Origin of the sequence: Bacillus sp. LBA3-1-1.1, assembly GCF_040676495.1 — a bacterium.
Lineage (GTDB): Bacteria > Bacillota > Bacilli > Bacillales > Bacillaceae_G > Bacillus_A > Bacillus_A nitratireducens.
Genome location: NZ_JBEGIB010000005.1, coordinates 102,176 through 115,358 on the forward strand (window position 1 = coordinate 102,176; position 13,183 = coordinate 115,358).

Sequence of the window (13,183 nt, forward strand, 5' to 3'; positions counted from 1 at the left end):
CTACTTCTGTTTTACTCGTTTTGCAAATAACCATGTTAACGTAAATGGAATTACAACTGCGATAATCATTCCTACGATAAACATTGGAATCGATTTCGGAATGATAGAAATAAATGCTGGCAATCCGCCAATTCCAATAGCAGGTGCTAATACACCATTTAACGTAATAAATATCGCTGCCACAGCCGACCCTATAATCGCTGCATAGAACGGGAATTTATTTCGTAAGTTTACACCAAACATAGCTGGTTCTGTAATACCGAAATATGCTGAGATTGCTGATGTGGATGCCATACTTTTATCATTTTGATTTTTAGAAATCCAGAACATTGCTAGTGCCGCACTACCTTGTGCAATGTTAGAAAGAGCAATCATCGGCCAAATGAATGTACCGCCGTGTTGTGCAATTAATTGTAAGTCGATAGCAATAAACATATGATGCATACCTGTAATTACGAGCGGTGCATATAATGCTCCAAATAGTACTGCTCCAACTACTGGTACTGTTTCATATACACCTACTAATCCAGCTGTTAATAAATCTCCAATATGACGTGTAACTGGACCGATAATTCCCAATGCTAACACACCTGTTACAACGATTGTTGTAATTGGTACAACTAATAATTGAATCGCATTTGGTACATGTTTCTTTAAGAAGATTTCCACTTTACTTAAGACAAATGCCGCTACTAAAACCGGTAGAATTTGACCTTGATACCCTACCTTTTCAATTTGAAACAGTCCTAAAATATCGAAGTACTCAATCTTTTGTCCCTCTAAACCAGTCGCTGCTTTTCCATAATCCCACGCGTTTAATAAGGCCGGATGCACAAGCATTAATCCCATAACAATACCTAGTATTGGACTACCGCCAAAACGCTTCGTCGCTGACCAACCAACAAGTGCCGGTAAGAATACGAATGCTGTATTGGCCATCATATTAATTAAATCCCAAAGCCCTCCTAAGTTCGGATAAACATCTAATAAATTTTTACCATCAAAAAATAAGTCCTTTGCCCCTAATAAATTGTTAATCCCCATCAGTAAACCGGCTGTTACAATCGCTGGTAATATCGGCATAAATACATCTGAAAATACTTTTACAAATTTTTGAGCTGGATTTAACTTTTGGTTTCCAGAATCTTTTACGTCAGCTACTGTCGATTCCTCCATACCTGCAAGCGTTATCAATTCAGCGTAAACACGATCTACGTCCCCTGGACCGATTACAATTTGAAATACCCCAGCGTTATGAAATGCTCCCTTCACTAATGAAATAGACTGCAATTTATCATTATCTATTTTACTTTCATCTTTTAAAGCGATACGGAGCCTCGTTACACAGTGCGCAGCTTGTTCAATATTGTCTTTCCCACCAATATACTGCAACACTTCTTCCGCTGTTTTACGATAGTCTTTCCCCATATTCCCGTCCCTCTTTTCTTTTTTTGATACCGTTTACACTTACATATTAACTCGTATATATAAGTTAGTCAACACTCGTATATACGAGTTGGTGATTTTTTTATAAAAAAAGAGATGAAACAATATTTTGTTCCATCTCTTTACTTCCTCCGCGCCACATCTGAAAAATGAAAAATATCTAAGCGGTGGCGTGATTCTGTATATTCGAACTGACTTCCATCATAAAAATGTGTAAAGTTTTTCACAACGACAACATAGTCTGTTCCATTTAAATCTAAATACTTTCTATCGTCCTCTGTACATGGTTGCACTTCAATTACCCTCTGTGAGTAACTAATATGAAGACCTAGTTCTTTCTCAATGTATTTATAAATGGACTCCGCCGCAATTTCACTCGTTAATCCAGGAATATATTCCGATACAAAATGATTGATATCCAAAATTACTTTTTCTCCATCAATATTTCGTACACGCTTAATATGATCTATTTCCGTTTTTTCTTTCACGTTTAATAACTTTGCTACCTCTTTTGTCGCTTTTACTTTCTCTATTTCCACGACTTCTGTAATACAATGGCGTCCTAAACGCTCATTTTCTTCTTGAAAACTTACTATACCGCCAAAATTAAACTCAATGTTTTTTCGCTTTAAAACAAAAACACCTTTTCCATGTATTTTCTGAACATATCCACGCTCTTGCAATAAATCTACCGCTTTTCTTACAGTGCCTCGGCTTGCTTCATACTGCCTCATCAATTCAGTTTCTGATGGGATTTTGCATCCCTCTTTTAATTGTTTATTATCAATAGACTTACTGATTTCTGTATAAATTTGTTCATACTTACTCATCATCTACAATAGCCCCTTGTCACCTTCTAATTCTATATGTATTATACCACGCTACACTCTTCTGCCAATCTATCACTTATTTTCCAGTACAAGAAAAATATAGGTAAATATTTAACCAATGATACGTATTTTTATAAAAAAATTTATATTTTTCTTTTCATTCAAAAAAACATGTAGTATACTAACTTCAAAATCAGAGGAGAAAGGGAGCAAAGAACTATGCTTACTTATACAACAATTGTAGTTACATTTGCACAAAAACATCATCATCATACGTAACCCTTGAAACCTAGCGGAAAAATTACGCGTAGGTACAAGGGTTATTCCCGTTGTACCTACGTTAGGCGAAGAGCCATGTAGGTATTTTTTATCTACATGGCTCTTTTTTTATTGCCAAAAAGCTAGTAAAAAATGATGTTTAAGCAAAACTTACTACAAAGGAGTTAACAAAAATGGAAACGAAAAAATGGGGATTGTGGGTTTTAACAGCTTTTGTTATCGGGAATATGGTTGGCGGTGGCGTATTTATGCTCCCAGCAAATTTAGCACACGTATCAGGTCCAATGGGTTCTACACTTGCATGGAGTATTACAGGTCTTGGTGTATTTATGATTGCACTCGTATTTGGAAATTTAGCAATTCGAAAACCAGAATTAAAAGCCGGACCACAAAGTTATGCCCAAGCAATGTTTACATCCCAAAAGGCAGGTAAGGTTGCAGGATATAGTATGGCATGGGGATATTGGGCTGCTAACTGGGCTGCTACAGCATCTGTTATTATTTCCTTTGCTGGATATTTATCAACATTCTTTCCAGTTTTACAAAGTAAGCAAATTCTCTTTTCAACAAACGGATTTTCACTAGAACTTGGAAAAGGGTTAACTTTCCTCGTATGTAGCCTTATGTTATGGGGAATTCAATATATTCTTTCTCAAAATATTGATAGAGCAGGAAATATGAACCTTCTTGCTACTATTGCAAAAATCATCGGATTTACAATGTTTATTGTAATCACACTATTCATTTTCAATGCCTCTAATTTCGGGGATGGTCAAACATTTATGAATGAATCTGGACAAGCCATTTCATTAGGCGGACAAATAAATTCAGCGGCTATTGCAACACTTTGGGCGTTCATCGGTATTGAGTCAGCAGTTATGCTTTCTAATCGTGCAAAATCTCAGCGTGATGTTAAAAAAGCAACGATTTTCGGATTAATTATTGCTCTTCTTATTTACATGGCAATTACTCTACTAACAATGGGCGCTCTTCCGCAAGATGTTTTAAAAGAATCTCAAAAGCCATTAGTAGATGCATTAAATTTAGCAATTGGTAGTAAAGGCGCTTATATAATGGCCTTACTTGCACTCGTATCTTTATTCGGCTCTACTGTAGGATGGATCGTTGTTAGCTCAGAAGTACCTTACCAAGCAGCAAAAAATGGGCTTTTCCCTAAGTTTTTCGGAAAAACAAATAAAAAAGGAAGCCCTTCAAAATCATTACTTATTACAAATGTAATGACACAAATTTTCTTATTTTCAACGATTTCTGGTACTGTTTCCGAAGCATATAATTTCGCTATTGTTGTAGCGACATTAGCATATTTAATCCCATATCTTGTTTCTACCTTGTATCAATTAAAATTAGTTATTACGGGGGAAACGTATGATATAATGCCTGGATCTCGAATAAAAGATGGTATCATTACTGCACTAGCATTTTTATATTCCATTTGGGTTATCAAAACAGGAACTGCTGATTTAAAAACGTTCTTCTTAGGAATTGGGTTGTTTGTATTAGGCCTTATTCTTTATCCAATTTTAATGAAAGATTCACAAAAAAAATAATAAAAAAAGAGAAGCTTTCCGCTTCTCTTTTTTTATTAAAAATCAGTTAATAACTTTCCTTTTAGCTCACCTACATCTAACGGTTTCGCATAATAAAAACCTTGTACAAAGTCACAACCCATTGATTGTAATAAACTTTCTTGTTCTACCGTTTCTACCCCTTCAGCAACCACTAATAAATTTAAACTATGGGCAATCTCAATAACCGATTTTACAATCGTTCGCTCAGGTTGTGCATGATCATAATGAAACTCACGAATAAAATTACGATCAATTTTTACAATATCAAGTGGGAGTTTTTTTAAATAATATAATGAGGAATATCCTGTTCCGAAATCGTCTAAGGCGATTAAAATCCCCATACTTCTTAATTCTTGTAATGTAGCAATAATATAATCAAAATGACGTACAGCTATACTTTCTGTTATTTCTAATATTAAACGACTTGGTGGAAATCCTGTTCGCTTCAATATACTACGAACGGATAAAATAAATTGCTTTTGCATCAATTGTTGTATTGATAAATTAACAGATAACTTCAGTCCCTCTTGACGCTCTGGTAAAGTTTTAAACAGTCGGCATGATTTTTCTAGTACCCAGTCTCCTAGTTTTATAATAAGTCCACACTCTTCAGCTACAGGTATAAATTCACTTGGTGAAATAGGACCTTCTTCTGTATTACAACGTACTAAAGCCTCAATACCAGTACATTTCATTGTTTTCAAATCAATAATGGGCTGTAATGCCACTTTTAATTCTTCGTCACGAATTGCTTTTTGCAAAGCAAATTCTATTTTCATTCTACGGTTTATTTTCGCACGTAATTCATCTGTAAAGAAGCACGCCGCATTTCTTCCTTGCTCTTTCGCACTATACATGGCTAAATCCGAATTTTTCAATAATGTTTCAACGTCTTTTCCATCTTGCGGATAGGAACAAAGTCCTAGACTAGCTGAAATATATACTTCATGACCTTCAAGCATAAATGGTGCCTGAAAACATGACAATACCGATGTCGCTAACTGCCGCATCTCATCTTGTGTATGAGTTTTTGTTAACAACACAAATTCATCGCCACCCAGCCTAGCCAGAACATCTTTCTCTCCTAGCACATAATGCAAGCGTGAGGCGACTTCACTTAAAAGTAAATCTCCTAGCATATGACCTAACGTATCATTCACTAATTTAAAACGATCTAAATCAAAGTAAATCATGCCAAACTCTATTTTCTCTGCAATCATCTTATTTACAGTCGTAATTAACTGTAAACGATTTGGTAAACTTGTTAACGCATCGTGATAAGCAAGTTCCCTATAACGACTTTCGCTTAATCGTAATCTTTGTTCTGCTTCTTTCCTACTACTTATATCATTTCGAATTGCAATAAATTGATAGGGTTCTCCCTTTTCATTTAAAAATGGAACAATTGTTGTTTTAACCCAATAATACGTACCATCTTTTGCTTGATTTCGAATTTCTCCCGTCCAAACTTTCCCACTCAAAATACGCTTCCATAAAATTTGAAAAAATGCTTTCGGATGATATCCAGAATTTAAAATACGGTGATCTTTTCCTATTAACTCTTCTCTTTTATATTTTGAGATTTCACAAAATTTATCATTCACATATGTAATACGACCATTTCGGTCTGTAATAGCAACAATTGAAGACTCATCTAATGCTAATTTTAAATCTTGCAATGAAGAGTCATATAATGCATGACCTCTTTGTTCTAGCATGCGCATCTCTCCTTGCTTCCTATCTGACTAAAACACAACTCGTTTCTCTTCATAGAAATAGAGACATTTCATTTTCTAACAATATGCCTTTACATAAATCACAAATTTTTTCTAAATAGGCCGATTAAAATAACATAATATTATTTATAAAAAAAAGCAATATGGTGCTATTTTAATGATAGTAGAAGCTTCTCATCTCTCTATTTATCTAAACGTATTATACCGTATTCTCTTACATTTTTTTAATTTTTAAAGTGACAATTCCACCAATATTAGCCTCTACTCCCTATTAATGTGACCTCACACCTAATCTCTTTTATTTTATGAAATGTTAAGATGTAAATCCAACTGCCGATACATAATGAAATAGAGCTTAAAATATAAAATGCAACTATTCACAAATAATAATATAAAGTGAAACTTTAATCAGTGGTTTTTTGTTCATCATCCACTGATTATTAGCCTTCACCAATCGGGCGTTTACGGGAAGCAGGGCCTCCACCTAACTTCTTTGCTCCAGCTGAATTTTGAGGTGGGAGTTTTACTGCCCACAAATAGCGGGATAAAATCAAAATTTGCATTTAATATACTGAATTACAATAATAAAATATTAACATATTTCCACCTTAATTTTGGAAGTATTTTATAAATATAGTATTAGACTAAAAAAGAGGATATCCTCTTTTTTAGTCTAATACTGATATGGTATTTGCTGATAACCCTGGTATGGTGCTGGATATGTTACTGGGTACGGTGCTGGATAGTAACCTCCACCTGCTGCACCCGTTAATGCGCCAGCTGTAAGCCCACCTAACACGCCTCCAGCAAAACTTCCTGGGAAAAATCCACCGCCCCACGAGCCGCCACCCCAGCCCCATCCACCACCGTGATGATGATGATCATAATGATTGTGTCCACCATGGTGATTATGTCCACCATGGTGATTATGTCCGCCATTATGATGGTGCCCTCCATGATTATGACGATAATACAATCCGTTATTTTCTATATAATTCATTATTCCCCTCTCCTTTCCATTTTCTCACCTTAATAAGAAGAATCCGCATAATATGGATAACCATATCCTGGGCTTCATAATACACCTGCTACAAATCCAGGAAAGAAACCTCATTCCCTTTCCTATATAAGAGGCAAGGTTTTTGTCCCTCCTACACTGATCATTAACCAGCAAATAGTGGGATAAAAACGTAACAATATACTGTATGTAGGACAAATGCGGAAAGCATGGGGAAAATGTCTATATTTTGTAAAAAAAACAAAACGCTTTATAATAGGAATGTCGGATTACACCTTTTATATAAGAAGTCTATATTTAAGAAAGATTAGAGGAATTTTATAGAAATGAAGAAGCCTATCGTTCAATTATTATTAGTATTTACAATTGTATCTATCGTTCTTTTCCTTTTAAATACATCGGTTATTTCGCTATATACATTTGTGGGTGTCCTATGGTCTATTACAATCGTAGGAATTTCATTCGTTATTTTTATCGAAAATAGATCCCCGCAAAGCACCTTAGCATGGTTTTTAGTATTAGCACTTCTTCCTGTTGTCGGTGTGCTTTTATACTCTATTTTTGGGCGTAGCCGTTGGAGAAGAAAAAAACATCTCCACCGCTCAGAAGAACAAAGAAAATTATTCCGTGAAATTTTAGAAGGACGACGACTAGAATTGTCACTCACAGTTCCTTTACATGAACGTTCCGTACATTTAACAGAAGTCGTACAAAAATTTGGAGGCGGTCCTGCCGCAGATAGAACGACCACAAAACTTTTAACAAACGGTGATCAAACATTTTCAGAAATTCTGCAAGCTATTGAGCATGCAAAACACCATATACATATTCAATACTATATTTATAAATCTGATGAGATTGGTACAAAAGTTCGGGATGCTTTAATAAAGAAGGCAAAAGACGGTGTTATTGTACGCTTCCTTTATGATGGACTCGGAAGTAACACGTTAAGAAGACGCTTTTTACAGCCTATGAAAGAATCTGGAATTGAAATTGTAGAATTTGACCCTATTTTTTCAGCTTGGTTACTTGAAACGGTCAATTATCGTAACCATCGAAAAATCGTTATTGTAGATGGAGAAATTGGTTTTACCGGGGGACTCAACGTCGGTGATGAGTATCTTGGCCGTTCAAAAAAATTCCCCGTTTGGCGAGACAGTCATTTAAAAATAGAAGGAAAAGCATTATATAAATTACAAGCAATCTTTCTAGAAGATTGGCTCTATGCCTCTAGTGGATTAAATAACTATTCTTGGGACCAATTTATGAATAAACAATACTTCCCAGGTAAAGAAATTTCGGATGCAGAAGGTGCTGTTCAAATTGTAGCAAGTGGACCAAGCTCAGATGATAAAAGTATTCGTAATACATTACTAGCTATTATGGGATCTGCTAAAAAATCTATTTGGATCGCTACACCATACTTTATTCCAGATCAAGAAACTTTAACATTATTACGCTTAAGTGCAATTTCCGGCATAGATGTACGCATTTTATATCCAGGTAAAAGTGATAGTATTATTAGTGATCAAGCATCTCAATCCTATTTCACTCCACTTTTAAAAGCTGGTGCTTCCATTTACAGTTATAAAGATGGTTTTATGCATGCGAAAGTTGTACTCGTTGATGATAAAATAGCGACAATTGGAACAGCAAATATGGATGTACGTAGCTTTGAATTAAATTATGAAATTATTAGTGTACTTTATGAATCAGAAACCGTTCATGATATTAAACGTGATTTTGAAGAAGACTTTAAGCATTCCACTGAAATTAAGTGGAATTCGTTCCAAAAAAGAAGTATCAAAAAACGAATATTAGAGTCTCTCATGCGACTCATTTCTCCTTTACTATAAGCAATCAATATACTATTGATTGCTTTTTCTTTTGCATTTCCCCCCTCTCCTTTTCTTTGCATACCATATTAAAACACGTTATCATAAGATGTATTACTTTATGAAAATAATGTTAGGTGGGAAATACATGTTAGAACAATTTCATATACACGCTGATTTAAAACAGCAGCTTTCTACAATTCACGAAAAGAATAAACAAGAAGCTGGTGAAAATGCACATTTAATTGGAAAGAAAATATATAAAGCATCTGATAACAGCATTATCGAAGATGCCATTACAGCACTTTTACTTGGTAAAAACATTCTATTAAAAGGACCAACTGGTAGTGGTAAAACGGTACTAGCGGAAACTCTTTCTTCTTTATTCCAAAAACCAATGCATAGCATTAACTGTTCTGTCGATTTAGATGTGGAAGGTATTTTAGGATACAACACATTACAAACGAAAGACGGAGCATCTGAAGTTACGTTCGTTAACGGTCCTCTTATGAAAGCAATGAAGAACGGTCATTTCCTATATATTGATGAAATCAATATGGCAAAACCTGAAACGTTACCACTTCTTCACGGTGCGTTAGATTACCGTAAAATGATTACAAACCCATTTACACAAGAAGTTGTATACGGTGATGACGAATATCGCGTAATTGCTGCGATTAACGAAGGTTACGTTGGTACAAGTGAACTAAACGAAGCATTAAAAAACCGTTTCGTTATTATTGAAGTTCCTTACATTCAAGGTGATACATTAAAAGAGCTATTACTATCTGAATCAAAATTAAATGATGTTGCAACAATTGAAAAGTTCGTTGCATTTGCAAGCGATCTTATGCCTTTAGCTCGTGATGGGCGCGTAAGTGAAGAAGCGGCTAGTATTCGTGGCATTATCGATGCATGTGATTTAGGGGTATATATTCCTGTTATGCGTGCAATTGAACGTAGTATTATCGCAAAATTAAACGATGAAACAGAACAAATGACTGTCCGTGAATTAGCAGAAAGTTATTTCTTTGAGGGATAATTCATGAGACAAATTTTTAGTGACAAAAAAATTGATGCGTCGCTGTTTCTACAAATGGAAAACTTAATGTATGCTCTTCTAAAAGAAGACGATGCCTATCTTGAGTATGGCTATAAAGCATACTACGACGAAATTGAAAAAAAGGTTGTCATTAGTCACTTTTGGGATGATCGAAAAGAAGAGGATACAGTAATCGGATTAAAAAGCGAAGTGTTTTTGAAAGCACTTGGTAATAAACATTACTCGGACATGACTTTAATTCGTTCTTATGCGATTGAATTACAAGAATCGCCTCTAAAAAAGTTTTTAACACAATTATTTGTTCTATTAGAAGATTTACGTGTTGAGGAAATCGTCAAAAATTTACGACCTGGCACAAAGCATATTTTTAAACGCCGAAAAGAAATGTACCGCAATTACTTTGGCTCACAAAATGAAATAAACCGTGTTCGTAACTATCACGGTGATCGTCTATTTTGTCTATGCTATCTTTCATTAACGAGCGATAAATATGAAATGTTTAATAATGAATACTTCGAGCAAATTGAAGCAATTTTGCATGAAACATTCCAAGCTCGTAATACAGAAGACATTATGTATATCGTTGAGAAAATTCGCTATCGTTTAGAAGGACTTCTTGAAAGTGATATGCTTAATAATTATTTCGGACATGCACCGCTTTATTTATCTGTGATTGCAGATGAGAAAGACAGTCGCGCTGAAAAATTAGCAAATGATGATACACAAATCATAGATGACGATGATAACAAAAACAAAATGGATGAAAGCTTCTCGACATGGCACCGTGAAAATAAAAACAATGAAAACGAGAACTTTTTACGCTTTGATTTAGAAAGCGGAACAAAAACAAATATGATGGGTGATACCGCTCGTGAATCCGAAGATGGCGACCAAGCACTTGGTTCTGTACAAGGTACTTCTCAAAAGAGTACACAATCCAACTTTGATGGCGCTGATACAGAAGAAGCAAGAGCTTCACACGCTTCTAGCCAAAACGAGGGTGCATACGGTAAGTATAATGTAGGTGCTTCTCATACATTTAAAGAAGCTCGCAAAGCAAATACCGATGAGAAAAAAGATTACCAAGCTATCAAATCAGTCGTTAATAAAGATGTAAAAGAATTAAAGAAAATTATCGAAAAAACGATTGAAAATAAAACGAATGCAAATAGTGATAAATATTATGGAAGACTTCGTAAGAAATTCCTTCGTATTTATACTGAAAAGCAGCCGCGCATGTTTTATAAAAAAGGACAAGAATCACAAGAACTTGACGTAGCATTCCAGCTACTAGTGGACTGCTCTGGTTCTATGTATAACAAAATGGAAGAAACGAAAAAGAGTGTGGTCCTATTCCATGAAGCGTTGAAATCTTTAAAAATCCCGCACGCTATTAGCGGATTTTGGGAAGATGCTTCTAGTGCTAAGCCTGAAGATAAGCCAAACGTTATCCATGAAGTTGTAACGTATAAAAACTCAACGTTACCAAACGTTGGTCCAGAAATTATGCAGCTTCGCGAAGAAGAAGATAACCGCGACGGATATATTATTCGTATCGTTTCTGAAAAGCTTGCAAAAAGACCAGAAAAACATAAATTCTTACTTGTCTTTACAGACGGTGAGCCTTCTGCGCTAGACTATCAACAAGACGGTATTTTAGATACGCATGAAGCTGTCAAACTTGCTCGTAAAAGTGGTATGGAAGTAATCGGAATCTTCATCGAAGAAGGCGAAGCGAAAGAAGCAACTTATCAATTAATGAAGAACATTTATAACCATCATTTCTTAGTTGCAAATCACGCCGAAGATTTACGCCTGAAGATTAAACCATTATTGAAGAAACTATTACTGAAGACGATTGAATAGAAAACAGGAGCCTTGTGGCTCCTGTTTTTTCGTTCACTCACTTTGTTTCTGGTTGAAATTTATATGGAATGGCTACTTCTAACAATGCTTCAAATCCCCCATCATAGAATGGGAATCGTTCATTTGCGATTGTCCGATCCACCCACTCGATTGCGGAAATTTCTTCTTCATCTTCTGCACCAAGTTCACCTGTTACAACATTTGCTCGGAATGTAAACAATAATGCATGATGTCCCTTCTCTTCAAAAAATTTCTCATTTATTGCAACAAGTCCACCTGCTATAGCAGTTAAACCTGTCTCTTCTTTCACTTCTCTTACTAGTGCTTGCTCTAACGTTTCTCCTTTTTCAACAGCCCCACCCGGCAGTGACCAAACGTTTTGTTCTATATTATGTACCATTAATATTTTATCTGTTTCGCTATCGTGTATTAGTGCATATACGACATCAACTCTTTGCATGTTGCTCTTTTCTCCCCTCTCAAAAAGAATGAAGAGCCAATTCCTAAGAATCGGCTCTTCCTATTAATTCATTACTAACTCAGCTGCAAGCTTTTTTTTTAACTTAGCCAACATATCAGTTGTCATTTTGTCTAAATCGTATTCTGCTTTAAAGCCCCACTCTTTCATTGCTGCTGTCGCATCAATAGAGTTTGGCCAGCTATCCGCGATTGTTTGACGAGCAGGATCTACAGCGTAATCCATTGTAAAGTTCGGAATGTGTTTACGAATTGATGCTGCGATTTGCTCTGGCCCGAAGCTCATTGCTGTAATGTTGAACGCATTTCTATGCACAAGTTTACTTGGATCAGCTTCCATTAATGAAATGATCGCTTGTAAAGCATCTGGCATATACATCATATCCATGTATGTTCCTTCTGCAATGTATGAGGTGTATGTGCCTTTTTTAATCGCCTCATAATAAATTTCAACTGCATAGTCAGTTGTTCCGCCTCCTGGGGGAGCTACGTAAGAAATTAAACCAGGGAAACGTACACCGCGCGTATCAACGCCAAATTTTTGATGATAATAATCACATAGTAATTCTCCTGCTACTTTGTTTACCCCGTACATCGTAGTAGGACGCTGAATTGTATCTTGTGGCGTATTATCTTTTGGCGTTGATGGACCGAATGCACCGATAGAACTTGGCGTGAAGAACTTACAGTTTAATTCACGAGCTGCTTCTAATGCATTTACAAGTCCACCCATATTTAAATTCCAAGCAAATAACGGATTTTTTTCTGCTGTTGCTGAAAGTAAAGCTGCTAAATGAATAATTGTATCTACTTCATTACGCTTTGCGATATCATGTAGTTTTTGTCCATCTGTTACATCTAACGTTTCAAATGGACCAGACGTTACTACTTCACTATCTGTTTCACGAATATCAGTTGCAATAACGTTCGATGCACCGTATACATCACGAAGTTTCATTACTAGTTCAGAACCAATTTGCCCTAAAGAACCGGTTACTAGAATTTTTTTCATTTTCCCCACTCCTCATTTGCAAGCTATTCAAA

Annotated in this window: 10 protein-coding genes; 4 read left to right on the forward strand and 6 right to left on the reverse strand. The window is 35.6% G+C overall.

All coding sequences use genetic code 11. The features are described from left to right. Complete coding sequence (gene treP / locus MRBLBA3_RS06255; protein ID WP_000513925.1) at positions 1-1,428, reverse strand: PTS system trehalose-specific EIIBC component; 1,428 nt, start codon at positions 1,426-1,428, stop codon at positions 1-3. A gap of 140 nt (positions 1,429-1,568) precedes the next feature. Next, positions 1,569-2,279: a trehalose operon repressor gene (gene treR, locus MRBLBA3_RS06260; RefSeq protein WP_000987248.1), complete on the reverse strand. Its 711-nt coding sequence runs from the start codon at positions 2,277-2,279 to the stop codon at positions 1,569-1,571. A gap of 449 nt (positions 2,280-2,728) precedes the next feature. On the opposite strand from treR, the gene MRBLBA3_RS06265 reads away from it, so the two are divergent. Then, complete coding sequence (locus MRBLBA3_RS06265; RefSeq protein WP_000448436.1) at positions 2,729-4,123, forward strand: amino acid permease; 1,395 nt, start codon at positions 2,729-2,731, stop codon at positions 4,121-4,123. A 35-nt stretch (positions 4,124-4,158) separates the two neighbouring features. Here MRBLBA3_RS06265 and MRBLBA3_RS06270 read toward each other — a convergent pair whose 3' ends face one another. Both MRBLBA3_RS06270 and MRBLBA3_RS06275 read right to left on the reverse strand, forming a co-directional pair. Next, complete coding sequence (locus MRBLBA3_RS06270) at positions 4,159-5,862, reverse strand: putative bifunctional diguanylate cyclase/phosphodiesterase (RefSeq protein WP_000893341.1); 1,704 nt, start codon at positions 5,860-5,862, stop codon at positions 4,159-4,161. Between the two features lie 691 nt (positions 5,863-6,553). Next, positions 6,554-6,880, reverse strand: a complete 327-nt coding sequence (locus MRBLBA3_RS06275; protein ID WP_363380259.1) for a cobalt transporter — start codon at positions 6,878-6,880, stop codon at positions 6,554-6,556. A 344-nt stretch (positions 6,881-7,224) separates the two neighbouring features. Here MRBLBA3_RS06275 and MRBLBA3_RS06280 point away from each other — a divergent pair, with 344 nt between their 5' ends. From MRBLBA3_RS06280 to MRBLBA3_RS06290, 3 genes are all read left to right on the forward strand, one after another. After that, complete coding sequence (locus MRBLBA3_RS06280) at positions 7,225-8,754, forward strand: cardiolipin synthase (protein WP_000743053.1); 1,530 nt, start codon at positions 7,225-7,227, stop codon at positions 8,752-8,754. A gap of 127 nt (positions 8,755-8,881) precedes the next feature. Next, on the forward strand, positions 8,882-9,775 hold the full coding sequence (locus MRBLBA3_RS06285; RefSeq protein ID WP_000892965.1) for an ATP-binding protein: 894 nt from the start codon (positions 8,882-8,884) through the stop codon (positions 9,773-9,775). 3 nt (positions 9,776-9,778) lie between these two features. Next, positions 9,779-11,662 (forward strand): vWA domain-containing protein, encoded by a 1,884-nt coding sequence (locus MRBLBA3_RS06290; protein ID WP_044738652.1) that lies wholly within the window; start codon positions 9,779-9,781, stop codon positions 11,660-11,662. A gap of 37 nt (positions 11,663-11,699) precedes the next feature. On the opposite strand, the gene MRBLBA3_RS06295 is transcribed toward MRBLBA3_RS06290, so the two are convergent. Further along, positions 11,700-12,122, reverse strand: a complete 423-nt coding sequence (locus MRBLBA3_RS06295) for an NUDIX hydrolase (protein WP_001189968.1) — start codon at positions 12,120-12,122, stop codon at positions 11,700-11,702. Between the two features lie 63 nt (positions 12,123-12,185). Beyond that, positions 12,186-13,151 carry an L-threonine 3-dehydrogenase gene (locus MRBLBA3_RS06300; protein ID WP_000723145.1) on the reverse strand — a complete coding sequence of 322 codons (966 nt, stop codon included), beginning with the start codon at positions 13,149-13,151 and terminating at the stop codon, positions 12,186-12,188. Positions 13,152-13,183 lie beyond the last annotated feature (32 nt).

What these genes read in the sequence shown, in the direction of transcription:
- treP (WP_000513925.1), bottom strand. Translation starts at nt 1,428, where the DNA reads ATGGGGAAAGACTATCGTAAAACAGCGGAAGAAGTGTTGCAGTATATT.
- treR (WP_000987248.1), bottom strand. Translation starts at nt 2,279, where the DNA reads ATGATGAGTAAGTATGAACAAATTTATACAGAAATCAGTAAGTCTATT.
- MRBLBA3_RS06265 (WP_000448436.1), top strand. Translation starts at nt 2,729, where the DNA reads ATGGAAACGAAAAAATGGGGATTGTGGGTTTTAACAGCTTTTGTTATC.
- MRBLBA3_RS06270 (WP_000893341.1), bottom strand. Translation starts at nt 5,862, where the DNA reads ATGCTAGAACAAAGAGGTCATGCATTATATGACTCTTCATTGCAAGAT.
- MRBLBA3_RS06275 (WP_363380259.1), bottom strand. Translation starts at nt 6,880, where the DNA reads ATGAATTATATAGAAAATAACGGATTGTATTATCGTCATAATCATGGA.
- MRBLBA3_RS06280 (WP_000743053.1), top strand. Translation starts at nt 7,225, where the DNA reads ATGAAGAAGCCTATCGTTCAATTATTATTAGTATTTACAATTGTATCT.
- MRBLBA3_RS06285 (WP_000892965.1), top strand. Translation starts at nt 8,882, where the DNA reads ATGTTAGAACAATTTCATATACACGCTGATTTAAAACAGCAGCTTTCT.
- MRBLBA3_RS06290 (WP_044738652.1), top strand. Translation starts at nt 9,779, where the DNA reads ATGAGACAAATTTTTAGTGACAAAAAAATTGATGCGTCGCTGTTTCTA.
- MRBLBA3_RS06295 (WP_001189968.1), bottom strand. Translation starts at nt 12,122, where the DNA reads ATGCAAAGAGTTGATGTCGTATATGCACTAATACACGATAGCGAAACA.
- MRBLBA3_RS06300 (WP_000723145.1), bottom strand. Translation starts at nt 13,151, where the DNA reads ATGAAAAAAATTCTAGTAACCGGTTCTTTAGGGCAAATTGGTTCTGAA.